The sequence below is a fragment of the Lysobacter sp. KACC 24251 genome (assembly GCF_057747755.1).
On sequence record NZ_CM173222.1, the window covers coordinates 899,499 to 922,475 of the forward strand.

Annotated in this window: 23 protein-coding genes; 20 read left to right on the plus strand and 3 right to left on the minus strand. The window is 67.1% G+C overall.

Annotated elements, in window-relative coordinates:
- Positions 1 to 10: 10 nt before the first annotated feature.
- From ftsH to AC3ARF_RS04385, 20 genes are all read left to right on the plus strand, one after another.
- Positions 11 to 1,912, plus strand: coding sequence for an ATP-dependent zinc metalloprotease FtsH (ftsH, locus tag AC3ARF_RS04290; RefSeq protein ID WP_498930590.1), 1,902 nt, complete (start codon positions 11 to 13; stop codon positions 1,910 to 1,912).
- A gap of 113 nt (positions 1,913 to 2,025) precedes the next feature.
- Positions 2,026 to 2,925 carry a dihydropteroate synthase gene (gene folP, locus AC3ARF_RS04295; protein WP_498930592.1) on the plus strand — a complete coding sequence of 300 codons (900 nt, stop codon included), beginning with the start codon at positions 2,026 to 2,028 and terminating at the stop codon, positions 2,923 to 2,925.
- Between the two features lie 402 nt (positions 2,926 to 3,327).
- Positions 3,328 to 4,815 (plus strand): sodium/proline symporter PutP, encoded by a 1,488-nt coding sequence (gene putP / locus AC3ARF_RS04300; protein WP_498930594.1) that lies wholly within the window; start codon positions 3,328 to 3,330, stop codon positions 4,813 to 4,815.
- 47 nt (positions 4,816 to 4,862) lie between these two features.
- Complete coding sequence (gene miaA / locus AC3ARF_RS04305; protein ID WP_498930596.1) at positions 4,863 to 5,840, plus strand: tRNA (adenosine(37)-N6)-dimethylallyltransferase MiaA; 978 nt, start codon at positions 4,863 to 4,865, stop codon at positions 5,838 to 5,840.
- A 174-nt stretch (positions 5,841 to 6,014) separates the two neighbouring features.
- On the plus strand, positions 6,015 to 6,287 hold the full coding sequence (gene hfq, locus AC3ARF_RS04310; protein ID WP_498930598.1) for an RNA chaperone Hfq: 273 nt from the start codon (positions 6,015 to 6,017) through the stop codon (positions 6,285 to 6,287).
- 38 nt (positions 6,288 to 6,325) lie between these two features.
- On the plus strand, positions 6,326 to 7,627 hold the full coding sequence (gene hflX, locus AC3ARF_RS04315; protein WP_498930600.1) for a ribosome rescue GTPase HflX: 1,302 nt from the start codon (positions 6,326 to 6,328) through the stop codon (positions 7,625 to 7,627).
- Positions 7,628 to 7,693: 66 nt separating this feature from the next.
- Positions 7,694 to 8,809, plus strand: a complete 1,116-nt coding sequence (hflK, locus tag AC3ARF_RS04320) for an FtsH protease activity modulator HflK (protein ID WP_498930602.1) — start codon at positions 7,694 to 7,696, stop codon at positions 8,807 to 8,809.
- Positions 8,806 to 9,669 carry a protease modulator HflC gene (hflC, locus tag AC3ARF_RS04325; protein ID WP_498930604.1) on the plus strand — a complete coding sequence of 288 codons (864 nt, stop codon included), beginning with the start codon at positions 8,806 to 8,808 and terminating at the stop codon, positions 9,667 to 9,669. The genes hflK and hflC overlap by 4 nt, the downstream gene beginning before the upstream one ends.
- Before the next feature lie 17 nt (positions 9,670 to 9,686).
- Positions 9,687 to 9,866, plus strand: a complete 180-nt coding sequence (locus AC3ARF_RS04330) for a DUF2065 domain-containing protein (protein WP_498930606.1) — start codon at positions 9,687 to 9,689, stop codon at positions 9,864 to 9,866.
- Positions 9,867 to 10,032: 166 nt separating this feature from the next.
- Positions 10,033 to 11,325 (plus strand): adenylosuccinate synthase, encoded by a 1,293-nt coding sequence (locus AC3ARF_RS04335; protein WP_498930608.1) that lies wholly within the window; start codon positions 10,033 to 10,035, stop codon positions 11,323 to 11,325.
- A 135-nt stretch (positions 11,326 to 11,460) separates the two neighbouring features.
- Entirely contained in the window at positions 11,461 to 12,714 is a 1,254-nt protein-coding gene (locus tag AC3ARF_RS04340; RefSeq protein ID WP_498930610.1) for a multidrug effflux MFS transporter, read from the plus strand.
- 125 nt (positions 12,715 to 12,839) lie between these two features.
- Positions 12,840 to 13,349, plus strand: coding sequence for a lipocalin family protein (locus AC3ARF_RS04345; RefSeq protein ID WP_498930612.1), 510 nt, complete (start codon positions 12,840 to 12,842; stop codon positions 13,347 to 13,349).
- Between the two features lie 122 nt (positions 13,350 to 13,471).
- Positions 13,472 to 14,260, plus strand: a complete 789-nt coding sequence (locus AC3ARF_RS04350; protein WP_498930614.1) for a hypothetical protein — start codon at positions 13,472 to 13,474, stop codon at positions 14,258 to 14,260.
- Positions 14,261 to 14,364: 104 nt separating this feature from the next.
- Complete coding sequence (locus AC3ARF_RS04355; protein WP_498930616.1) at positions 14,365 to 15,354, plus strand: acyl-CoA desaturase; 990 nt, start codon at positions 14,365 to 14,367, stop codon at positions 15,352 to 15,354.
- Entirely contained in the window at positions 15,354 to 16,688 is a 1,335-nt protein-coding gene (locus AC3ARF_RS04360; protein ID WP_498930618.1) for an NAD(P)/FAD-dependent oxidoreductase, read from the plus strand. Before AC3ARF_RS04355 ends, AC3ARF_RS04360 begins: the two co-directional genes overlap by 1 nt.
- On the plus strand, positions 16,685 to 17,476 hold the full coding sequence (locus AC3ARF_RS04365; RefSeq protein WP_498930620.1) for a DUF1365 domain-containing protein: 792 nt from the start codon (positions 16,685 to 16,687) through the stop codon (positions 17,474 to 17,476). Before AC3ARF_RS04360 ends, AC3ARF_RS04365 begins: the two co-directional genes overlap by 4 nt.
- Entirely contained in the window at positions 17,473 to 18,774 is a 1,302-nt protein-coding gene (locus AC3ARF_RS04370) for a class I SAM-dependent methyltransferase (RefSeq protein WP_498930622.1), read from the plus strand. The genes AC3ARF_RS04365 and AC3ARF_RS04370 overlap by 4 nt, the downstream gene beginning before the upstream one ends.
- Entirely contained in the window at positions 18,771 to 19,571 is an 801-nt protein-coding gene (locus tag AC3ARF_RS04375) for a DUF1295 domain-containing protein (protein WP_498930623.1), read from the plus strand. Before AC3ARF_RS04370 ends, AC3ARF_RS04375 begins: the two co-directional genes overlap by 4 nt.
- Positions 19,568 to 20,650: an SAM-dependent methyltransferase gene (locus AC3ARF_RS04380; protein ID WP_498930625.1), complete on the plus strand. Its 1,083-nt coding sequence runs from the start codon at positions 19,568 to 19,570 to the stop codon at positions 20,648 to 20,650. The genes AC3ARF_RS04375 and AC3ARF_RS04380 overlap by 4 nt, the downstream gene beginning before the upstream one ends.
- Before the next feature lie 26 nt (positions 20,651 to 20,676).
- Positions 20,677 to 21,216 (plus strand): lipocalin family protein, encoded by a 540-nt coding sequence (locus AC3ARF_RS04385; protein ID WP_498930628.1) that lies wholly within the window; start codon positions 20,677 to 20,679, stop codon positions 21,214 to 21,216.
- Positions 21,217 to 21,228: 12 nt separating this feature from the next.
- On the opposite strand, the gene AC3ARF_RS04390 is transcribed toward AC3ARF_RS04385, so the two are convergent.
- The 3 genes from AC3ARF_RS04390 to AC3ARF_RS04400 all read right to left on the minus strand — a co-directional run bounded on the left by AC3ARF_RS04390 (position 21,229) and on the right by AC3ARF_RS04400 (position 22,885).
- The gene (locus AC3ARF_RS04390) at positions 21,229 to 21,453 is read right to left on the minus strand and encodes a hypothetical protein (RefSeq protein ID WP_498930630.1); all 225 of its coding nucleotides are present in this window, start codon (positions 21,451 to 21,453) and stop codon (positions 21,229 to 21,231) included.
- 191 nt (positions 21,454 to 21,644) lie between these two features.
- Positions 21,645 to 22,103: a hemerythrin domain-containing protein gene (locus tag AC3ARF_RS04395; RefSeq protein ID WP_498930632.1), complete on the minus strand. Its 459-nt coding sequence runs from the start codon at positions 22,101 to 22,103 to the stop codon at positions 21,645 to 21,647.
- A gap of 125 nt (positions 22,104 to 22,228) precedes the next feature.
- Positions 22,229 to 22,885 carry a lysoplasmalogenase gene (locus tag AC3ARF_RS04400; RefSeq protein WP_498930634.1) on the minus strand — a complete coding sequence of 219 codons (657 nt, stop codon included), beginning with the start codon at positions 22,883 to 22,885 and terminating at the stop codon, positions 22,229 to 22,231.
- Between the last annotated feature and the right edge of the window lie 92 nt (positions 22,886 to 22,977).

The window sequence follows — 22,977 nt, forward strand, 5'->3', positions numbered from 1 at the left end:
AGGTAGGCACATGAACGATTTGGCCAAGAATCTGCTGCTCTGGGTGGTCGTCGCCGTCGTATTGATGGTGGTGTTCCAGGCTTTCGGTCCCCGCACCGCCGTCAGCGAAACGCTGGCGTACGACCAGTTCGTGCAGCAGGTGCAGAACGACCGCGTCGCCAAGGTGTCCATCGCCGAGGACCGGACCACCATCAATGGCCAGTTCAAGGACGGCAAGTCCTTCACGACCTACAACCCGGGCGACAAGGACCTGGTCAATGACCTGATCCAGCACAAGGTCGCCATCGAGCAGACCCCGCCGGCCAGCGGGCCGTCGCTGATGTACATCCTAATCAACATCCTGCCGTGGCTGCTGTTCATCGGCATCTGGGTGTATTTCATGCGCCAGATGCAGCAGGGCGGCGGCAAGGGCGCGATGAGCTTTGGCAAGTCGCGGGCCAAGATGCAGGGCGAGAACGAGGTGAAGGTGACCTTCGCCGACGTTGCCGGCTGCGACGAGGCCAAGGAAGAGGTCGGCGAGCTGGTCGAATTCCTGCGTGATCCGTCCAAGTTCCAGAAGCTGGGCGGCAAGATTCCGCGCGGCGTGCTGATGGTCGGCCCGCCCGGCACCGGCAAGACGCTCTTGGCGCGCGCGATCGCGGGCGAAGCCAAGGTGCCGTTCTTCAGCATTTCCGGTTCGGACTTCGTCGAGATGTTCGTCGGCGTCGGCGCCAGCCGCGTGCGCGACATGTTCGAGACGGCCAAGAAGCACGCGCCGTGCATCATCTTCATCGACGAGATCGACGCCGTCGGCCGCCATCGCGGTGCCGGCCTGGGCGGCGGCCATGACGAGCGCGAGCAGACCCTCAACCAGTTGCTGGTCGAGATGGACGGCTTCGAGGGCGGCGAAGGCGTGATCGTGATCGCCGCGACCAACCGGCCGGACGTGCTGGACCCCGCGCTGCTGCGCCCGGGCCGCTTTGACCGCCAGGTGGTGGTGGGCCTGCCGGACGTGAAGGGCCGCGAGCAGATCCTGCGCGTGCACATGCGCAAGCTGCCGCTGGACGCCGACGTCGAGCCGATGACCATCGCCCGCGGCACCCCGGGTTTCTCTGGCGCCGACCTGGCCAACCTGTGCAACGAGGCCGCGCTGTTCGCCGCGCGCGAGAACGCGAAGGAGGTCCGCATGGACCACTTCGACCGTGCCCGCGACAAGATCCTGATGGGCGCCGAGCGCCGCTCGATGGCGATGAGCGAAGAGGAAAAGCGCAACACCGCCTATCACGAGGCCGGCCACGCCATCGTCGGCCGCCTGGTGCCAGAGCACGATCCGGTCTACAAGGTCACCATCATCCCGCGTGGCCGCGCGCTGGGCGTCACCATGTACCTGCCGGAAGGCGACAAGTACTCGCTCAATCGCGTCGCGATCGAGTCGCAGCTGTGCTCGCTCTATGGCGGTCGCGTTGCCGAGGAGCTGATCTTCGGCGCCGACAAGGTCACCACCGGTGCGTCCAACGACATCGAGCGCGCGACCAAGATGGCCCGCAACATGGTCACCAAGTGGGGCCTGAGCGATGCCATGGGTCCGATCGCCTACGGCGAGGAAGAAGACGAGGTGTTCCTCGGCCGCTCGGTGACGCAGCACAAGAACGTGTCCAACGAGACCGCCGCGCGCATCGATGAAGTGGTGCGCGACATCCTCGACCGGGCCTATGCCCGCACCACGCAGATCCTCAAGGACAACCTCGACAAGCTGCACCTGATGGCCGACGCGCTGCTGCAGTACGAGACCATCGACGCCAAGCAGATCGACGACATCATGTCCGGCCGCGAGCCGGGCCCGCCGGCGGAATGGACCAAGTCCGGCCGCGTGTCCAAGGATGATGCGGAAACCCCGGGCGGCGCCATTGGCGGGCCTGCGGCGCAGACCTGAGGCGCCACTGCAGGGCAACACGACAAAGGCCGGGCTTGTCCCGGCCTTTTCGTTTTGTGCTGTGGCCCTCGTGCCTGCTAGCCTGCCGCCTCTGCCTGACGGGAACGCGCGCCATGTTCGACATCGCCCCCACCCTGGACTGCAACGGCCGCATGCTGGTCCTGGACCGCCCACGGGTGATGGGCATCGTCAACATCACCCCTGACTCCTTCTCCGATGGAGGCGAGCACGACACGTTGGAGGCAGCCGTGGCCCACGGGGTGCGGCTGGCGGAGGAGGGCGCGGACATCCTGGATGTCGGCGGCGAATCCACACGCCCGGGCGCCAACGAAGTCCCGTTGGACGAGGAACTGCGTCGCGTGGTGCCGCTGATCCGGCGTCTACGGGAAGCCACCTCCCTGCCGATCAGCGTCGATACCTACAAGCCCGAGGTGATGCGCGCCGCCGTGGAGGCCGGCGCGGGCATGATCAATGACATCTACGGCCTTCGGCAGGAGGGCGCGCTGGATGCGGCCGCGTCGCTTGGCGTCCCGGTGGTGCTGATGCACATGCAGGGTGAGCCGCGTTCGATGCAGGCCGCGCCGCAATACGACGACGTTGTCGCCGAGGTGCACCGGTTCCTCGCCGAGCGGTTGTTCGCGGCGGAAATGGCGGGCATTCCGAAGAAGCGGATGGTCGTGGACCCGGGTTTCGGTTTCGGCAAGGACACGGCCCACAATCTCAGCCTGCTGGCCCAGCTTGAGCGATTTGTCGAACTGGGCGTGCCCGTGCTGGCGGGCCTCTCACGCAAACGCAGCATCGGCGAAATCACCGGCCGCGAGTCGCCGCGCGATCGGGTGGCTGGCTCCGTGGCCGCGCATCTGATCGCAGCGCAGCGCGGTGCGAAGCTGCTGCGCGTGCACGACGTGGCGGCGACGGCGGATGCGTTGAAAGTGTGGAACGCCGTGGCTGCGCAACCCATGCCGCGTCCGCGCACAACGGCTCCTTCAATTCGCTGGCCAGACGAAGAGTAACGGCCACGTGCTCCGAAAACGCAGGAGTCAAGCATTTTCGTTGCATTTCTTTGTGGTGAAAAAATAGCCAAACCTGTTGACACGCCCGTCCTGCAAGGGCCCCACGTGGTTGCCCACACCGTCATCCAAATGGTTGTCCACAGGCCATGTGCACAACTGACCGCGTTCGGAATTCGACGTTATCCGTGGCGGTGAAATTTTAGCCAAACCTCTTGCGCACCCCGTCGTTGTTGGGCCGTGGCGTTTGCTCCCCAAGCTTATCCCGCTGCTTGTCCACAGGGGCTGTGAACAACCGTGGTGATAGCGACCGGTGGGACAAGCCTGCCAACTTGGGGCCAGCCCGCGCCGCCAGTTTGGGCGCACTGCGGTAAGCTCCGGGGCTGATACAGGGGGAAGAACCAGATGACCGCCAGCACGCCGCTCCTAGTGACCTTCGGTCTGTACCTGATCGCGATGGTCATGATTGGATTCATTGCGTGGCGGTCCACGCGAAACTTCGACGACTACATCCTGGGCGGCCGTTCCCTGGGCAGTTTCGTCACCGCGCTGTCAGCCGGGGCGTCGGACATGAGCGGCTGGCTGCTGATGGGCCTGCCTGGCGCGCTGTACCTGACCGGATTGTCCGAGGCCTGGATCGCCATTGGCCTGACCATCGGCGCTTACCTCAATTGGCGCTATGTTGCCGGTCCGCTGCGCATCTACACGGAGCGCACGCACAATGCGCTGACACTGCCCGACTATTTCACCCACCGCTTCGCCGATGACCGGCGTGTCCTGCGCATCTTTTCGGCGTTGGTGATCCTGGTGTTCTTTGCCGTTTATTGCGCTTCCGGCATTGTCGCCGGAGCGCGGCTGTTCGAAAGCGTGTTCGGCGTGCCGTACGCGCAGGCCCTGTGGTATGGCGCGGCGGCGACCATCGCCTACACCCTGATCGGCGGGTTCCTGGCGGTCAGTTGGACGGATACGGTGCAGGCCTCGCTGATGATTTTTGCCTTGGTACTGACGCCGATCATCGTGATCGCCAGCAACGGGGGCGTGCAGCCGAGCCTGGCGCTGATCGAGCAGGTGGACCCCGCCCGGCTGGACTGGGTGGGAACCGGCGGGCTGATCGCGGTGGTGTCGGCGGCCGCCTGGGGACTTGGCTATTTTGGCCAGCCCCACATCCTGGCGCGCTTCATGGCCGCCGACCATGTCAGTTCCATCCCCAAGGCCCGGCGAATCGGCATGACCTGGATGGTGCTGTGCCTGGCCGGGGCGATCGCGGTGGGCTTCTTCGGCATCGCGCATTACGCCGCCCACCCGGAAGCTGCCGGGCCGGTGAGCCAGAACCCGGAGCGGGTCTTCATCACGTTGGCGGAGCAGCTGTTCAACCCCTGGATCGCAGGCGTCCTGCTGTCGGCCATCCTGGCCGCGGTGATGAGCACGCTGTCGTGCCAGTTGCTGGTGTGCTCCAGCGCCATCACCGAGGACTTCTACCGCGGCTTCCTGCGCCCCAAGGCCGGCCAGCGCGAACTGGTCTGGGTAGGTCGGGCGGCGGTGCTGGCCGTGGCGCTGCTGGCGATTGCCATCGCGCGCGACCCCGACAGCCGCGTGCTGGGCCTGGTGAGCTACGCCTGGGCGGGGTTCGGCGCCGCGTTCGGCCCGGTAGTGCTGCTGTCGCTGACGTGGCAGCGGATGACCCGCAATGGCGCATTGGCGGGCATGCTGACCGGCGCGCTGACCGTGATCCTGTGGAAACAGACCGGAAGCGCGATGTACGAGATCGTGCCGGGATTCATCGCCGCGACGTTGGCCATCGTGGTGGTCAGTCTGCTGGGCAAGGAGCCGCCGCATGCAGTGCAGGTGACGCACCAGCAGGTACGTGCGTCCCTGCGCGAGAACCCGCACTGAATGCGATCATCGCCGGACGTCGCACGTCCCCCGATGATTTGCCTGCCATGACCGTCGAGCACCTGGACCACCGGCCCACCGCCATCGCCCTCATGGGGCCCACGGCATCGGGCAAGACGGCGCTCGCCCTCGACTGGGCCGAGCGGCTGGGCGGCGAGATCATCAGCGTGGATTCGGCGCTGGTGTATCGCGGCCTGGACATCGGTTCGGCAAAGCCCACGCGCGACGAGCAGCGTCGCGTGCCGCACCATCTGATCGATATCCGGGACCCTTGGGAGCCCTATTCGGCGGCGGAGTTCGCCCACGACGCACGAAGGGCGATGGACGAAATCGCGGGGCGCGGGCGCGTGCCCGTGCTGGCCGGCGGCACCGGCCTGTACTTCCATGCGCTGTTGCACGGACTGTCCCCGATGCCGGAGGCGGACCCGGCGGTGCGCGCACAACTGGAAGCCGAGGCGGCGGTGCGCGGCTGGGCTGCCCTGCACGCTGAATTGGCGGCGATTGACGCCGAAGCCGCTCGCCGCATCCACGCCACCGACGCGCAGCGGATCCAGCGCGCCTTGGAGGTCTATCGACTGTCGGGCCGCACGATCAGCGACTGGCGCCGCGAAGGCCTGGCGATGCCGCGGCTGCCTTTCCGGGTGCTGAAGCTGGTACTGGCGCCGACGGAACGGGCGGTGCTGCATGCCCGGATCGAGCAGCGTTTCGACACCATGCTGGATGCGGGGTTCCTGGACGAGGTGCGCGCCCTCCGCGCCTTGCCCCGATTGAAGGCGCATCCCGCGCCGCTGGAATTGCCGGCGCTGCGAGCGGTCGGGTACCGGCAGGCGTGGGAGCATCTGGAAGGGCACACGCGCACGGCAGAGTTCCGGGAGCGGGGCATCTTCGCGACGCGCCAGTTGGCCAAGCGCCAGCTCACCTGGCTGCGCGGGGAGCTGGACGCCCGTTGGTTTGATCCCAGTGTCCAACGCCCTGCGCTGGAGCAGGCCCTGGCGATGTTCATGCCGGCCTCGCGGTCCGGTTGATACCCCGATCCCAGCGGTGTTGCGTAAAACGCCGCCGGCGGCAACTTCCCCCGGGGCGGGTTTGCGTTACCATCGGCCCATCGCCGCTGTGGGGACAGCTACCGGCGACGCGGCTGCCATGGAGTCAGGCTACCCGCCCATAACTAGAACTCATAATTGTTGGGGAACACTCTGATGTCCAAGGGACAGTCCTTGCAGGATCCTTTCCTGAACGCCCTGCGCCGCGAGCGCGTGCCCGTCTCGGTTTACCTGGTCAACGGCATCAAGCTGCAGGGCACCATCGAGTCCTTCGACCAGTTCGTGGTGCTGCTGCGCAACACGGTCAGCCAGATGGTCTACAAGCACGCCATTTCCACCGTGGTGCCGGCGCGCAACGTGCGCGTGGGGCCCACTGGCGGCCAGGTGCAGCCGGGTGAAGGCGGCGAAGACGCCGACGAGGCAGAATAACGATCTGTCGTCTGGCCGTTCCCGGAAAGTGAGCACGCGTGTTTTTTGAGAGATCCCGCAAGGGCGAGCACGCGCTGCTGATCCAGCCGCACGCCGGGGGACCACCCGACGAGGGGCTGCTGGAGGAGTTCACCGACCTCGCCCGATCCGCCGGCGCGACCATCGCGGCGGTGGTTAACGCGCGCATCGACCGGCCGAACGCCGCCACCCTCATCGGCAGCGGCAAGCTGGACGAGATCAAGGCGGCGGTGGAGGCAACCGGCGCGGACCTCATCCTGGTCAATTTCACGCTCTCGCCGACGCAGGAGCGCAACCTGGAGCGGTTCCTGCAGCGCCGCGTGGTCGATCGCACCGGGCTGATCCTGGACATCTTCGCCCAGCGCGCGCACAGCCACGACGGTAAGCTGCAGGTGGAACTGGCGCAATTGCGCCACATGTCCACCCGGCTGGTCCGCGGCTGGACCCACCTTGAGCGTCAGCGCGGTGGTGCCATCGGCCTGCGCGGCCCGGGTGAGACCCAGCTGGAGCTCGACCGCCGCATGCTGCAGGCCCGGCTTGAATCCCTGCAGCGACGGCTGGAGAAGGTGGAAGTGCAGCGCACCCAGATGCGCCGCGCACGCGTGCGCAGCGAGATGCCCCGCGTTGCGCTGGTGGGTTACACCAATGCCGGCAAATCAACCCTGTTCAACGCGCTGACCGGCGCCGAGGCCTATGCGGCCGACCAGCTGTTCGCCACCTTGGACCCGACGGTGCGACGCATCGACCTGTCCGGCGGCAGCGTGACCCTGGCCGACACGGTGGGCTTCGTGCGCGACCTGCCGCACGCGCTGGTGGCCGCGTTCCGCTCCACCCTGTCGGAGTCGCGCGAGGCCGACCTGCTGCTGCACGTGATCGACGCCGCCGACCCGCTGCGCGATGAGCGGATCGCCCAGGTCAACTCGGTGCTGACCGAGATCGGGGCGGGAGACATCCCCCAGGTGCTGGTGTTCAACAAGATCGACCGGATCGAAGGCGCGGCGCCACGGCTCGACCAGCCGGGCGAGGGCCCGGTGCGGGTGTGGCTGTCCGCCCGGGACGGCGTGGGCTTGGACCTGCTGCAGGGGGCGATGGCCGACGCCCTGGAGCTGCGACACGTGCAGGGTGAAGTGCGTATCCCGCCGCAGGCAGCCCGCCTGCGCGCCCGCCTGCACGAACTGGGCGCGGTCCGCAGCGAGCAGGGCGACGAGCACGGCTGGCGCCTGCAGGTCGACATCGCGCTGGCCGATGCCCAGAGATTGTTCGCGCAGTCGCACGGGGAGTCGCTGCGGCCCTTGCTTGAGGCGGCGGGAGCCCCCACCTAGAATCGACCCGCGCCTGCAGGACGGCTCCGCCGCGCCTGCAGGCTCGTTTCACTACATGGAGCAGGCATGGCCTGGAACACCCCTGGCAGTAGCAATTCGGGCGGCTCGAGCGGCCGTTCGCCGCGTCGTGGTCCTGGCGGACGCGGTCTGGACGCCCTTCTGGACCCCCTGCGCGGTCTGTTGGACGGTGGCGGCGGCAATGGCGGCATCCTGCGCTGGGTCGCCATAGTCATAGGCCTGTGGCTGGTCTTCAACTGCTTCGTACTGATCACCGAGCAGCAGCGTGGCGTGGTACTGCGCTTCGGCCAGTTCTCGCGCGTGCTGCAGCCGGGTCCGCACTTCAAGCTGCCGTGGCCGGTCGAACGCGTCACCAAGATCAACGCCACCCAGATCAAGACCTTCAGCGAGAACGTGCCGGTGTTGACCGCCGACGAGAACATCGTGCTGGTGGAGATCAACGTGCAGTACCGCGTCAGCGATCCGCAGGAATACCTGTTCGGTACCCGCGATGGCGATGCCATGCTGGCGCAGGCCGCGCTGAGCACGGTGCGCGAACAGGTCGGCCGCTCCACGCTGGACACCGTGCTGGGCGCGCGCAACGCGCTGGCCGTGTCCGCGCGCGACCAGTTGCAGAAGTCGCTGGCCGCGTATCGCACCGGCCTTGCCGTGACCGAGCTCAATCTGCCCAACGCGCGCCCACCGGAAGAGGTCAAGCCGGCCTTCGACGACGTCAACAGCGCCCAGCAGGACAAGGACCGGCTGATCAGCGAGGCCCGCGCCTACGCTGCGCAGGTGGTGCCGGAAGCCCGCGGCCAGGCCGCGCGCGTGCGCACCGTGGCCGAGGGTTACAAGACCGCGTCCATCGCGCGTGCACAGGGTGACGCGGACCGCTTCTCGATGCTGGTGGACCAGTACCAGGCCGCGCCGGAAGTGACCCGCAAGCGCCTGTGGCTGGAGACAGTGCAGGAAGTGCTGGCCGATAACCGCAAGGTGGTGGGCGGCGACTCGCGCCAGCTGATCTACGTGCCGATGGAGCCGGCGAAGGGCTCCAGCGCGGCCAGCGCCCCGCTTTCGCCCGAATCGCTGGCGCCCACCGTGACGGCCATCGAGCAGGCTGCCGAACAGTCCACCCGCAGTGGCCGCACGCCACGACCCACCGGCCGTGAGGAGGTCACCCGATGAAGGTTTCGTTCTGGGTAGCCACTGCCGTGGCGGCGCTGCTGGCGCTGATGGGGTCGGTCTACATCGTCAACGAAGGGCAGACCGGCATGGTGCTGCAGTTCGGCCGCGTGGTGCGCAGCGACATCGGCCCGGGCCTGCACTTCAAGTTCCCGCTGGTTGAAACCGCGCGCATTTTCGACCGCCGACTGCAGGTGCTGGACGCCGAGCCCGAGCGTTACCTGACCTCCGAGCGCAAGGACGTCAGCGTGGATTTCTTCGCGGTGGGGATGATCGAGGATTCGCGTGCGTTCTATCGCGCCACCGGTGGTGATGAGTCGGTGGCGGTGCAGCGCCTGGCGCCGATCATCAAGGATGCCCTGCGCAACGAGATCAACGCGCGCACGCTTTCGCAGGTCGTTTCCGGCGACCGCCAGGAAGTGATCGGCAAGCAGCTGAAGGGCATCAACGACGGCGCGGCGACGATGGGCATACGCATCGTCGACATGCGCATCAAGCAGATCGACCTGCCCACCGACAGCCAGGTGATCCAGGACGTTTACCGTCGCATGCGCGCCCAGCGCCAGCAGGTGGCCAGCCGCCTGCGCGCCGAGGGTGCCGAGCAGGCCAATACGGTGCGCGCCGAGGCGGATCGCGAGCAGGCCGTTATTGCCGCCGAGGCCGAGCGCGATGCGCAGCGGCTGCGCGGTGAGGGCGATGCGCAGGCAGCCAAGGCGTATGCCGCCGCCGCGAACAAGGACCCGGGTTTCTATGCCTTCCAGCGCAGCCTGGAGGCCTACCGGAAGTCGTTCGCGGACGGGCAGGGCGTGATCGTGATGGATCGCAACGACCCGTTCCTGCAATACCTGAACAAAGACCGCTGATCGTGTCCGAGGAGTTGATGTCGGCGCTTTGCCTGGTGGGGGTGCTGGAGGGACTGGTGTTGTTCGCCACCCCCCAGGGCTGGAAGCGGGCCGCGGAGCAGCTCTACGCGATGCCCAACCAGCGGCTGCGGGCCATTGGCGGCGTCGTGGTCATCCTCGGCCTGCTGTCGCTGATGTGGGTGCGTCACCGGTTCTGACAAAAGGACTGGCCCCCACCCCTCAAAACCCGGATAATGCACAAAAGCCGGCCGGGGGTTCCCCGGTCGGCTTTTTCCGTGTCTGGGGGGCCATCAGGCCCTTCACCTTTTCTGCCCGGCCTTCCCCCTACGCTATCGGCCCGGCGGAACCTGATTGGAGCGAGTGATGGGTCAGTCTGTCGTGGTGTTGGGTGCCCAGTGGGGCGATGAAGGCAAGGGCAAGATCGTCGATCTGCTCACCGAGGAAATCGGTGCCGTGGTGCGCTTCCAGGGTGGCCACAACGCCGGCCATACCCTGGTCATTGGCGGCAAGAAGACCGTGCTGCACCTGATTCCGTCGGGCATCCTGCGCGAAGGTGCGCTGTGCCTGATCGGCAACGGTGTGGTGCTGAGCCCGGCCGCGCTGCGCAAGGAAATCGACGAGCTGGAAGCTACCGGCGTTGACGTGCGTTCGCGCCTGAAGATCAGCCCGGCCACGCCGTTGATCATGCCGTACCACATCGCGCTGGATCAGGCCCGCGAGAAGGCCGCCGGCAAGAGCGCTATCGGCACGACCGGCCGCGGCATCGGCCCGGCGTACGAGGACAAGGTGGCGCGCCGCGGCATCCGCGTGGCCGACCTGCATTACCCGACGGAGCTGGCCGAGAAGCTGCGCGGCACCATGGACTACCACAACTTCGTGCTGACCAAGTACCTGGGCGTGGAAGCGGTGGACTTCCAGAAGACCCTCGACGAGGCGCTGGCGTTCGGCGAGTACGTGGAGCCGATGAAGTCCGACGTGGCCGGCATCCTCCATGACCTGCGCAAGCAGGGCAAGCGCGTGCTGTTCGAAGGCGCGCAGGGCTCGCTGCTCGACATCGACCACGGCACCTACCCTTACGTGACCTCGTCCAATACCACGGTCGGCGGCGCGTACGCCGGTACCGGAGTGGGCGCGGACGCGATCGATTACGTGCTCGGCATCTGCAAGGCCTATGCCACGCGCGTGGGTGGCGGTCCGTTCCCGACCGAGCTGGATGACGAAGTGGGTCAGGGCATCCGCGACCGCGGTGCCGAGTATGGCGCCACCACGGGCCGCCCGCGCCGCTGCGGTTGGATGGACATCGTGGCGCTCAAGCGCGCGGTGGCCATCAACGGCATCACCGGCATGTGCATCACCAAGCTCGACGTGCTGGACGGCATGGAAAAGCTGAAGGTGTGCGTCGGCTACAAGTACGGCGGCAAGACCACCGAATACGCGCCGCTCGACGCCGCGGGTTGGGAGGAATGCGAGCCGGTGTACCTGGAGTTCCCCGGCTGGACCGAGAACACCCACGGCGTCACCGAGTGGGAGAAGCTGCCGCTCGCCGCGCGTGCCTACCTGCGTGCGCTGGAAGAACTGTCAGGATGCCCGCTGGCGATCGTGTCGACCGGTCCGGACCGTGAGCACACGATGGTGCTGCAGGATCCGTGGGCCTGATCGACCTGCTGCCGCTTCATTGGCAGGCCCCGCATCGCGGGGCCTTGCCTTTTTGGGGCGTTGTCATTGATCTGGAAGGGCCTGTGGTTGTCGACAGGTCATCCCCCGGTCGAACTTCAACATAATGACCTGCTGATGCCCCCTGCTGCCCCATCTTCGTCCGGAAGCGCTACCCCGCTGCCCATCACCATCCGCACGCTCGCGATCCTGCTGGCGGGCTTGGCGATGTTCGGGCCGTTTTCCATCGACACCATCTTCCCGGCCTTTCCGGCGATGGGCGTCGCACTTGGTGCCGACAAGGTGGCGATGCAGCAGACCATCAGCATCTACCTCGCGGCGTACGCGCTGATGAGCGTGGTGCATGGGCCGCTTTCGGATGCGATCGGGCGGCGCAAGGTGATCCTCGGTGGACTGGCGGTGTTCACCCTTGCATCGATTGGTTGCGCGCTGGCCCGCGACATGGGCACGCTGCTGGCGTTCCGGGCGCTGCAGGGCCTGTCCGCGGGCGTGGGCCTGATCGTCGGTCGCGCGGTGATCCGCGACGTGCTGCATGGCCATGACGCGCAACGCCTGATGAGCCAGGTGTCGATGATCTTCAGCGTGGCGCCGGCCATCGCGCCGGTGATCGGCGGCTGGATCCTGGGCTGGAGCCGTTGGCCGGCAATCTTCTGGTTCCTCGTGCTGTTCTCCGCGGTGTTGCTGGTCACCACCTGGCGCGTGCTGCCGGAGACCCATCCGGTGGAGGCGCGGTTGCCTTTGGTGCCGCGACAATTGCTGCGCGACTACATCGGCATCTTCCTCAATCCACGCTTCCAGCGCCTGGCCGCGGCATCGGCGTTCAACTTCGGCGCACTGTTCCTGTACATCGCGTCGGCGCCTGCGTTCGTGCTGGATCTGCTTAAGCTCAACGAGCAGCAGTTCGCGTGGTTCTTCGTGCCGACCATTGGCGGCATGGCGGTGGGCGCCTGGGTCTCGGGCCGCAGTGCGGGCCGCGTGGGCGGCGCACGATTGATCGCGATGGGCTTTGCCGCGAGCGCGCTCGCCATGGTCTACAACCTTGGCTACAACCTGCTGGTCGACGTGCCGCGCGTGCCGTGGGCGGTGTTGCCCATGAGCCTCAATGCGTTCGGCATCGCGCTGGTGTTCCCGGTAATCACGCTGGCCATCCTGGACATGTTTCCCCGCCAACGCGGTTCGGCGTCGTCCTTGCAGGCGTTCACCAGCCTGGTGCTGAATGCGTTGATCGCGGGCGTGTTGTCGCCCTTGATCAGTGGCAGCGGCATGACGCTGGTACTGACGGCCACGGCGTTCCTGGCGGTGGGCTGGGGCTTCTGGCGGTGGGAGGTCGCGGCGATGGAGCGGGTTCCGCAGGCTCCCCCCGCAACCTAGCCTGTCCGGACCGGCGGAGGGGTCACGAAGCCGTCACGATGCATTGCGTTTGATCGTGGCCCCAGGATCTGGAGGACGCAACGATGCGGACGGTGGCAGCAGTGCTCTTGGTCTCGGTGTTGGCGATGGCTTCTTCCCCAACAGCGAATGCGCAGGCAGCCGGCCTGAACCGGCCAGTCGACCAGTTGGACCTGCAGCGCTACGCGGGCACCTGGCACGAAATCGCGCACCTGCCCATGTTCTTCCAGCGGCAGTGCGTGGACCGCATCACCGCGACCTATGCGAAGTTGCCTGGCGGCCACATCGAAGTGCGCAATGCCTGCCGCACGCGAAAGGGAACGATGGACGAATCGGTGGGCGTCGCGCGGCCGGTCGAAGGCAGTCCCGGCGCACTGCAGGTACGGTTCGCCCCGGGGTGGCTTTCGTGGCTGCCGATGGTCTGGGCCGACTACTGGGTGGTGGACCTGGACCCCGGCTACCAATGGGCAGTGGTGGGCGGGCCGTCGCGCAAGTACCTGTGGATCCTCTCGCGCGAGCCGCGCATGGACCGGGCCACCTTCGACCGGCTGACCCGACGGGCTGCAGAACGCGGCTACCCCATCGAGAAGCTGGTGATGGCCGCACCCGTCGAGTGAGCGCTTCGGGCGGCGCAGGCGCCGCCTGAACTGATCGCGCGCTGGCTGGAGCCTGCATCCGCCGTCGGCCTGCACGCGTACGTGTCCGCAAAGGCCACCACCACGGTGGCAGGAGCGGTGCGATGGTGAACCGAGGGCGCGCGAGGGCAACGATCCTGGGCCTGCTGCTGGCGACGGGATATCCGGCCACGGGGTGGTCGGCTGCGACCGTCGAGCGATACGAAGGGCACGCCTACGGCCGCGAGGATGGCCGGTTGCGGTACCGCGAGACGCACTGGCATGGCCCTGATGGACAGCGGGTCGTGGTGTACCGCTGCCCTGGCGGCGAGCCCTTTGCGCGCAAGGTCGTGAAGCCCAGTGGCGCGGCCGCCGCGCCCGATTTCGAGTTCCTCGATGCACGCGATGGCTACCGTGAGGGCGTGCGCAGTCGCCAGGGAGCGCGCGAGGTCTTCCTGCAGGAACGGACAGGGAGCAGCCTCAAGTCACGACCTCTGACGATGCGAGCCGGCGGGGTGATCGACGCGGGCTTCGACGCGCTGGTGCGGCAGCAGTGGGACCGGCTCGGTGCTGCCGACGGGGTGGTGGTGCCATTCCTTCTGCCCAGCCGGTTTGCGTTCTATCCGATTCGCATTGCGCCCGTGTCGCGGGAGCAGCCGCCGGACCAGGAGCGTCGGTTCCGGATGACCCTGGACCATTGGCTGGGCTTCGCCCTCAAGCCCATCGAACTGCGGTACTCGTTGCGTGATCGACGCCTGCTGGAGTTCCGCGGTGTAGCCACGATCCGCGATGCCAAGGGACGCCACCAGGACGTGCGCCTGGTGTATCCGGTGGCAGAGCGGGTGCAGGGGCTTTCGCGGGGTGAATTCGCCAAGGCGCTGGCCCTGCCCCTGGTGTCGGGATGCCGCGGGTGAGTCCGGATGCTGGGGCCGGCGACGCGGAGGCCCCCCGCCATGCCTGTGCATCCAACTGCGCCTCAACTGCGTAACTGCTGATGAAACCGCCCATGGAGATGCGCATGCCCCCCAGTTCCACCGTTGCCGATGCGCCGATCGCGCCGGCCGTACCCCCGGGACGCACCGGCCGGGTGGCGCGTCCGCTGGGCGTGGTACGACGCTGGTTCGACACGGGGGCGACGGTGGCGGAGACGGTGGACGGCAATCGCATCGACTGGCTCCGTGCAGCACCCTTCGTGGCCATGCACCTGGCCTGCCTGGCGGTGCTGTGGGTGGGGGTATCGCCCGTTGCACTGGGCGTGGCGGCGGTGCTGTACGTGGTGCGAATGTTCGCGCTGACCGCGTTCTATCACCGCTACTTCTCCCATCGCACGTTCCGTACGTCGAGGGCGGTGCAGTTCTTCTTCGCGCTCGTGGGAGCGTCCTGCGTGCAACGCGGTCCCTTGTGGTGGGCCGCGCACCACCGCAACCATCATCGCCATACGGACACGCCGCTGGATCCGCATTCGCCGGCGGTGCACGGCTTCCTGTGGAGCCACGTGGGTTGGTTCCTGACCCCGAACGGATTCCGCACCGATTGGGATCGGATTCCGGATCTGGTCCGTTTCCCCGAGCTGCGCTGGTTGGATCGGTACGACATCGTGGTGCCGGTGGCGCTGGCAATCGCGCTGTTCGGGCTTGGGGCGCTGCTCGAGCATGTGGCCCCATCCTTGGGCACCAGCGGTGGGCAGATGCTGGTGTGGGGATTCTTCATTTCGACGGTGCTGCTGTTCCACGCCACGGTCACCATCAACTCCCTGGCCCACCGTTTCGGGCGACGCCGGTTCGATACGCGCGATGACAGCCGCAACAACGTATGGCTCGCCCTGTTGACCTTCGGCGAGGGCTGGCACAACAACCATCATTTCTTCCCCGGCTCGGCGCGCCAGGGGTTTCGATGGTGGGAGGTGGACCTGACCTACTACGGCCTCCGGCTGATGGCGTTCATGGGACTGGTGCGCGACCTCAAGCCGGTGCCGGCCTGGGTGGCGCAGAAGGCGAGGGCGCGGTGATGCGCATCGCAGTGGTCGGATCGGGTATCGCGGGGTTGGCTTCTGCGTGGCTGCTCTCGCGACGCCATGACGTGACGTTGTACGAGGCCAATGATTACCTCGGCGGGCACACGCACACGCATGACATTCAACTCGGTGGTCGCCGATACGCGGTGGACACCGGTTTCATCGTCCACAACCCGCGCCACTATCCACTGCTGACGCGCTTGTTCGACCAGTTGGGCGTCGAAACACAGCCCACCACCATGAGCTTCTCGGTGCGTAGCGAGGCGAGTGGCGTGGAATACAACGCCACGTCACTGGATGCGCTGTTCTGCCAGCGGCGTAACCTCGTGTCGCCGCGCTTTCTTGGCATGGTGCGTGACCTGATGCGCTTCTATAGGCAGGCGCCGCGCTTGCTGGATATACCGGGGGACGGCCCCACGCTGGGCGAGTATCTCGACCGCCACGGGTATGGCGTGGCGTTCCGCGACGAGCATCTGGTGCCGATGGCCTCGGCGTTGTGGTCGTCGCCATCGGCCACGATCCTGGGGTTTCCCGCCAAGTACCTGGTGCAGTTCATGGCGAACCACCAGATGCTGCAGGTGGCAGGCCGGCCGGAATGGCGCGTGGTGCGCGGCGGGTCGTCCCGGTACGTGACGGCGCTTCGCAACGAGTGGGCTGTGGACGTGCGGCTGCGTTGTCCGGTGCGGCTGGTGCGCCGGGACGCGGAGGGTGTGGAGGTGTTCACTGATCGAGGCATCGAGCGCCACGACCAACTGGTGCTGGCGTGCCACAGTGACCAGGCGCTGCGCCTGCTCAACGACGCGACAGTGGCTGAACAGGAAGTGCTGTCGGCGATCCGCTACCAGGCGAATGACACGGTGTTGCACACCGACGCGCGCGTCCTGCCGCGCGACCGCAAGGCGTGGGCCGCATGGAATGCCCATGTTCCGCGAGGGTCGGTTGGCGCTTGCACGGTCAGCTATTGCATGAACCTGTTGCAGGGGATCGATGCACCGGAGCCCTTGATCGTCACCCTCAACCGTACCGATGCGATCGACCCGGCCAAGGCCCTACGCCGGATGCGCTACGAACATCCGGTATACAGCCATGCTTCCGTGCGCGCCCAGCAGCGCAAATCGGAGATCCAGGGACGCAACGGGACGTGGTATGCCGGGGCCTACTGGGGTTGGGGTTTCCACGAAGACGGCATGCGCAGTGCGGTGGAAGTGGCGCAGGGTCTGGGAGTGGGTTGGCCCGATGGACCCCACTACGGGGCCGCGACGCCCGACGAGCCAGCCACGCGGAACGTACGCATATGCGAAAACGACCGCGTACCGGAGGACGCATGACCCATGGATCGCCACTGGTGAGTGCGGTCTACGAAGGCGTCGTGCGGCACCGGCGGCACACGCCGCACGAACACGCCTTCGAGTACCGCATCGCCCAGTTGTACCTCGATCTGGACGAAGTGGACCGCGCGTTCGACGGCCGATGGCTGTGGTCGGTGAACCGGCGCAACGTGGCGGAGTTCCGCCGCACGGACTATCTGGGGCCCGTCGACATGTCCCTGGCCGACGCGGTGCGCGAACGAGTCCGCGCTGCGACGGGCACGACGCCCCGCGGTCCGATCCGCCTGCTGACCCACCTGCGCTACGGCGGATACGCATTCAATCCGGTGAGCTTCTACTACTGCTTCGCAGCGGACGGTCACGCGCTTGAGTGCGTGGTCGCGGAAATCACCAATACACCCTGGGGCGAGCGCCACGCATACGTGTTGCCCGCCGACCAGGCGGTGCGGCGGGGCCGCGCCCTGCAGTGGGATTTCGACAAGGCCTTCCACGTTTCGCCCTTCATGGGCATGCAACATCGCTACGCGTGGCGCTTCACGCCACCGGACGAGGATCTGCATGTCCATATGGACGTGCTGGCCGCCGGCGGCGAGGGCGCGCGTGCTTTCGACGCCACGCTCAGCCTGCAGCGCCGCGCGCTGGACGGGCCCGCGTTGGCGCGCGTGCTCTGGCGTTACCCGCTGATGAGCGCCCAGGTCATCGGCGCCATCCACTGGCAGGCATTGCGGCTGTGGATCAAACGCACGCCGTTCCATTCGCACCCTCGACTCCACAAGGACACGCCATGAACGACATTGCCCAGGACGATCGGCAAGCTTACCGGACGGTGGATCGCGCACTGCGGTCGCGCTTGATCACGACGATGGCGGGGCTGGCTGGCGGCAGCCTTGTGGTTGAGGACGGACTGGGGACGGTCCTGCTGGGTACGGCGGAACGCGGCGCGGCCGGGGAAGAGGCAGTGGGCCTGCGCGTGCGTCTTCGTGTTCTCGACCCGGGGTTCTATCGCGCCGTGGCCACCCATGGCAGCGTCGGGGCTGGTGAGGCGTACATGGAGGGACTTTGGGAGTGCGACGACCTGGTTGGCCTCGTGCGCCTGCTGGTGCGAAATCGCGAACTGCTGGATGGGCTGGAAACCGGGCCTGCGCGCCTTGGTGGCTGGGCGCTGCGTGCGTGGCATGCGTTACGACGCAATACCCGCCAAGGCAGCCGGCGCAACATCGCTGCACATTACGACCTGGGCAACGACTTCTTCCAACTCTTCCTGTCCCCTGACCTGATGTATTCGTCGGCCATCTGGGATGGCGACGACGACACGCTGGACGCCGCATCGACGCGCAAGCTGGATCGCATCTGTCGCAAGCTCGAGCTCGGCCCGGGCGACCGTGTGGTCGAGATCGGTACGGGATGGGGCGGCTTTGCCCTCCATGCCGCGCGGCACTACGGGTGCCACGTGACCACCACCACCATTTCGCGCGAACAGCACGCGATGGCGGCCCGCCGCGTTGCCGACGCCGGCCTCGGCGACCGGGTCACGCTGCTCCTGCAGGACTACCGCGATCTGCAGGGCGAGTACGACAAGCTGGTTTCGATCGAGATGATCGAAGCGATCGGCGCCCCGTATCTGGACACGTACTTCGCGACCGTTGGCCGCCTGCTGCGCCCCGACGGTCAGGCGCTGGTGCAGGCAATCACCATCGAGGACCACCGTTACGATCACGCGCTGCGCTCGGTGGATTTCATCAAGCGCCATGTCTTCCCGGGCAGCTTCATTCCCTCGGTGGCGGCGATGGTGTCCGCCAAGTCGCGCGCCAGCGATCTTGCGCTGGTCCAGATGGAAGACTTCGGGCTGTCGTACGCGCGCACGCTGCAGGCATGGCGACAGCGCTTCCTGACGTGCCTGCCGCAGGTGCGCGCGCAGGGTTTCGACGAGCGTTTCATCCGCATGTGGGAGTTCTACCTGGCGTACTGCGAGGGCGGCTTCCGCGAGCGTTCCATCGGCGTGGCGCAGTTGCTGATGGCGCGCCCCGGGCATCGCAGGCCCGTGCCCCTGCCCGAGCTGCCCCATCGCGGAGTACTGCCGGCATGAGTCCCTGGTTGGCCCTCCTGTGGTTGTGGCTGTTCGCGGCCGTGGCGATGACGCTCGGCTGGTGGTGGCAGCAACGCCATCGCAACGCCGGCATTGTCGATGTGCTGTGGTCGGCCGGCGTTGGCACCGGCGCCATCCTGATGGCCGTGCTGGGGAGCGGGTCTGTCCCGTTGCGCCTGACTGTCGCGGTGCTGGGTGGGGTGTGGGGGCTGCGATTGGCGTGGCACCTGTGGCACCGCGTTCGGCATGAGCCGGAAGACGGTCGCTACGCCCATCTACGCGCGCACTGGCAAGGGCACGCCGGCAAGTTCTTTGGGTTCTTCCAGTTGCAGGCACTGCTGGTGCCGCTGTTTGCCTTGCCGTTTGCAGCCGTCGCCTGGAATACCCAGGTGCGGCCTGTCTGGCTCGTGCTTGGCGTCGCGGTATGGCTGGCCAGCGTCGCCGGCGAGGCCGTGGCGGACCGCCAGTTGGCCCGCCACCGCGCCAATCCCGCGATGCGCGGACGTACCTGCCGCAGCGGGCTGTGGCGCTACTCCCGACATCCCAACTACTTCTTTGAATGGACCCACTGGTTTGCCTACGTCGCGCTGGCAGTGGGTTCGCCGTGGGCGGCCTTGGCGTGGGCCGGCCCGGTGGTGATGTACGTCTTCCTGCGCTGGATCAGCGGTATTCCCTTCACCGAGGCGCAGGCACTGCGCACGCGCGGCGATGACTACCGCGAGTACCAACGCACCACGTCGCTGCTGATTCCGTGGTTCCCCCGCAACCCGTCCCCCTCTCACAGGACCGTGCCATGAGCGATACCGCCGTTTTGGATGAACTTTCGCAGGATCACGCCGCACCGGGGTTGCTGGGGTGGGCGGAGCGGGGCTGGCTGCCCGATGGGCTGGTACGCCTGGGCATACGCCGCATGTGCGCGGAGCGGTTGAAGGCCGAGCAGGCCGGAGGCGCTTCCAAGCAATCCGCGCGCTTCCTGGCGCAGATCGAGGCGCTGCGCCACAGCCCGGTGGCCATCCATACCGATGCGGCCAATGCGCAGCACTACGAACTGCCCCCGGCGTTTTTCCAGGCCTGCCTGGGACGGCGGCTCAAGTATTCGTGCGCCTACTATCCCCGCGGCGACGAGACCCTGGACCAGGCCGAAGCGGCCATGCTGGAGCTCTATGGCCAACGCGCCCAACTGGCTGATGGCCAGGACATCCTGGAACTGGGTTGCGGGTGGGGCTCGCTCACGCTGTGGATGGCCGAGCGCTTCCCCCATGCGCGGATCACAGCGGTCTCCAATTCCACGCCGCAGCGCGAGTACATCGAAGCCCAATGTCTGGCGCGGGGCTTGCACAACGTCACTGTGCTGACGCGTGACGTGAACCGGCTGCACCTTCCGGCAGACGCCTTCGACCGTTGCGTGTCCATCGAGATGTTCGAGCACATGCGCAACTACGAACAGTTGCTGCAGCGTATCGGCGGCTGGCTGCGCCCCGGGGGTGCCTTGTTCGTCCACATCTTCGCCCACCAGCGTCTGATGTACCCGTTCGAGACCGAGGGCGACGACAACTGGATGGGGCGGCACTTCTTCACCGGCGGGTTGATGCCCGCCACCGACACGCTGCTGTGGTTCCAGCAGCACCTGCGGATCGAGCAGCGCTGGCTGGTGGATGGCACGCATTACCAGCGCACGGCAAACGATTGGCTGCGCAACCAGGACGCCAACCGTGAACAGGTGATGCGCGTGTTGGAGCAGGCCTACGGACCCGTAACCGCGCGTCTTTGGAACCAGCGTTGGCGCATGTTCTGGATGGCCTGCGCGGAACTCTTCGGCTATGCACGCGGCCAGGAATGGCTGGTGGCGCATTACCGTTTCGTCCGTCCGGCATGAATGCCGCCCCGCGAGGAATGAACGCCATGGGTAAACGTCCTGCGAGTTGGGTGGTGGCCACACTGGCGGCGTTGTGCGCGGCGTGCGGCACCGCGCCGACGCGCGCCATCCCGGCCGTCGCGCAGGTCGACCTGCCGCGCTTCATGGGCGACTGGTACGTGATCGCGCACATCCCCAGCTTCCCCGAGCGCAAGGCGTTCGACGCCGTCGAGTCGTATGCGCTGCGGCCTGACGGCAAGGTGCAGACCACCTTCCGTTATCGCCACGGTGGTTTTGACCAGCCGCTCCGCACCATGCGTCCGGTGGGTACGGTGCGCCCCGGCACGCGCAATGCCGTCTGGGGCATGCAGTTCGTGTGGCCCATCCAGGCCGAGTACGTGATCGTGTACGTGGATGCGGATTACCAGCAGACCATCGTGGGGCGCAGTGCGCGCGATTACGCATGGATCATGGCGCGCAAACCGCGCATCGCCGAATCGGATTACCGTGCGCACCTGGCACGCCTGAAGGCACTGGGCTACGACATCCGACAGGTACGACGCGTGCCGCACGCCGTTGCGCAATAGCGCGCAGGCTGCTCAGAGCGGCTCGAATTCCACCGTGTACTGTCCGGCGCCGTCGGGGGCACGCACGATCCTGCATTCGTACTGGCCCAGCTCGCGCAGCGCTTCCTTCACGGCTGCGTAGCGAGCGAGTTCTTCCTCGCGCAGCGACAACCGCGCATTGGACGACCAGCGGTTGGCCATCTCATCAAGCTCTGCCAGCAGGCTGGCGCAGTCAGGAACCTTCAGGGAGTACGGCACGGCGGCGTGGCTCCATGAAACGGAAGCACAGCGTGCTCCCCGTCACGGTTTCATTGCAAACGTGAATAGGGCTCCAAGACTGACCCAGCCGACGGACGGTCAACTTCCGGCGACAATCCGCCTTTCTGGCGGTGAATCCGCGCGCGGCAGCAGGCTGTCATTCACGGCGGCCGTCGGCGCGCCGCGGGAGCTCACTCCGCGCGCAGTTTCGCCAGCATCCGGGCGTAATCGCGGCGATAGGCCTTGGCCGCCTTCTGCTTCTGTGCCGCGCTCAGGATCTTGCCCGATAGCTGGAAGAACTTCTTCTCCTCCTCGCGCAGGTGGTGGTGCACTTCATGCGACAGGGACTTGGCGCGCGCCATCCAGCCGCGGTCGGAGGGGCCGTGGCGGCGCATCGCCTCCACGATCTCGTCGATCTCGTGGTGTTCGTGCAGGGCATGGCGTGAGGGTGACAGCCCCAGGTCGTCCATCAGGATGGTGGCGTAGAGGAAGCGTTCCTCGGCGGCGGCATGCGCGGCCAGCTCGATCCGCAGCTCGGTGAAAATCGCCTGCCTTGCCTGCGTATGTGGCTTGCTGCGCAGCAGCCGGCGGCACAGCGAGCGCTGGATCTCGTGGCTCTCGTGCAGCGCGTCGTAGATGGTCTCCGGCATCGTGGTCCCGGCGGTGAACGGAAGATGCGGGGAGCGTGACTGCTTTCGCGTGGCGGAGGCGTGAGGCAGGCGTGAGCATGCGCGAACGCCCCGGCGGGGGGCGGGGAGGGCGTGGCCTGCGTCGGCTACAGCCCTCGCGCCACCGAAGCGGCCAGCACCAGCTGCGCCGCGTAATAGAGCGGCAGTCCCCAGGCCTTGTTCGCGAAGGCATGGCCGATGAAACGATCGCGCGCAACCGAGATGTCGGACGCAGCGAAGGCCAGCGCCCCCGCGGGCAGCCACCACGCACCGCTGCCCACCCCCGCGCCGATGGCCAGCGTGCACATCACGCCGATGGCCACCACGTAGGCGGGCACCGCGATGCGGTACAGCGGCTTGAGCCGCGGCCAGAACGCGCGCAGAACCACCACGCCGACCGCGATCATCAACGTCGTACCCGCCAGCAACGCGCCGCCATGCAGCGGCCCACCCGCAAACGCCCATGCATACACCCCGTGCGCCAGCAGGAACGCGCCCAACCCCGCGAGGAACACCGCGCTGCGCTGCGCAAGCAGCAGCACGTCGCCCAACCAGCTCAGCGCCAGGGCGATCAGGACCAGGCGGCCATAGGGCGTTGCCGTCGCATCCGCGGCCAACGCCACGGGGATGAACGCGCTGCTGGCGACCGTCTTGAACGCCGCACGCGCAGCGCGCGCGTGGCGCGCTTCGGCCCACAGCAGTCCCAGCGTGCCGAGCATGCAGACCGACATCGCGACCAGGGCGGGCAGTGGTAGTTCGGGCATCGATGGCATACGGCCTCCTTGCGGCAATGGGTCTCATTCTGCCGGGCCCGCACCCGCCGCCTATACTGCCGCCCCCACACCCGACCGGAGCG

What these genes read in the sequence shown, in the direction of transcription:
- ftsH (WP_498930590.1), top strand. Translation starts at nt 11, where the DNA reads ATGAACGATTTGGCCAAGAATCTGCTGCTCTGGGTGGTCGTCGCCGTC.
- folP (WP_498930592.1), top strand. Translation starts at nt 2,026, where the DNA reads ATGTTCGACATCGCCCCCACCCTGGACTGCAACGGCCGCATGCTGGTC.
- putP (WP_498930594.1), top strand. Translation starts at nt 3,328, where the DNA reads ATGACCGCCAGCACGCCGCTCCTAGTGACCTTCGGTCTGTACCTGATC.
- miaA (WP_498930596.1), top strand. Translation starts at nt 4,863, where the DNA reads ATGACCGTCGAGCACCTGGACCACCGGCCCACCGCCATCGCCCTCATG.
- hfq (WP_498930598.1), top strand. Translation starts at nt 6,015, where the DNA reads ATGTCCAAGGGACAGTCCTTGCAGGATCCTTTCCTGAACGCCCTGCGC.
- hflK (WP_498930602.1), top strand. Translation starts at nt 7,694, where the DNA reads ATGGCCTGGAACACCCCTGGCAGTAGCAATTCGGGCGGCTCGAGCGGC.
- hflC (WP_498930604.1), top strand. Translation starts at nt 8,806, where the DNA reads ATGAAGGTTTCGTTCTGGGTAGCCACTGCCGTGGCGGCGCTGCTGGCG.
- AC3ARF_RS04330 (WP_498930606.1), top strand. Translation starts at nt 9,687, where the DNA reads ATGTCGGCGCTTTGCCTGGTGGGGGTGCTGGAGGGACTGGTGTTGTTC.
- AC3ARF_RS04335 (WP_498930608.1), top strand. Translation starts at nt 10,033, where the DNA reads ATGGGTCAGTCTGTCGTGGTGTTGGGTGCCCAGTGGGGCGATGAAGGC.
- AC3ARF_RS04340 (WP_498930610.1), top strand. Translation starts at nt 11,461, where the DNA reads ATGCCCCCTGCTGCCCCATCTTCGTCCGGAAGCGCTACCCCGCTGCCC.
- AC3ARF_RS04345 (WP_498930612.1), top strand. Translation starts at nt 12,840, where the DNA reads ATGGCTTCTTCCCCAACAGCGAATGCGCAGGCAGCCGGCCTGAACCGG.
- AC3ARF_RS04350 (WP_498930614.1), top strand. Translation starts at nt 13,472, where the DNA reads ATGGTGAACCGAGGGCGCGCGAGGGCAACGATCCTGGGCCTGCTGCTG.
- AC3ARF_RS04355 (WP_498930616.1), top strand. Translation starts at nt 14,365, where the DNA reads ATGCCCCCCAGTTCCACCGTTGCCGATGCGCCGATCGCGCCGGCCGTA.
- AC3ARF_RS04360 (WP_498930618.1), top strand. Translation starts at nt 15,354, where the DNA reads ATGCGCATCGCAGTGGTCGGATCGGGTATCGCGGGGTTGGCTTCTGCG.
- AC3ARF_RS04365 (WP_498930620.1), top strand. Translation starts at nt 16,685, where the DNA reads ATGACCCATGGATCGCCACTGGTGAGTGCGGTCTACGAAGGCGTCGTG.
- AC3ARF_RS04370 (WP_498930622.1), top strand. Translation starts at nt 17,473, where the DNA reads ATGAACGACATTGCCCAGGACGATCGGCAAGCTTACCGGACGGTGGAT.
- AC3ARF_RS04375 (WP_498930623.1), top strand. Translation starts at nt 18,771, where the DNA reads ATGAGTCCCTGGTTGGCCCTCCTGTGGTTGTGGCTGTTCGCGGCCGTG.
- AC3ARF_RS04380 (WP_498930625.1), top strand. Translation starts at nt 19,568, where the DNA reads ATGAGCGATACCGCCGTTTTGGATGAACTTTCGCAGGATCACGCCGCA.
- AC3ARF_RS04385 (WP_498930628.1), top strand. Translation starts at nt 20,677, where the DNA reads ATGGGTAAACGTCCTGCGAGTTGGGTGGTGGCCACACTGGCGGCGTTG.
- AC3ARF_RS04395 (WP_498930632.1), bottom strand. Translation starts at nt 22,103, where the DNA reads ATGCCGGAGACCATCTACGACGCGCTGCACGAGAGCCACGAGATCCAG.
- AC3ARF_RS04400 (WP_498930634.1), bottom strand. Translation starts at nt 22,885, where the DNA reads ATGCCCGAACTACCACTGCCCGCCCTGGTCGCGATGTCGGTCTGCATG.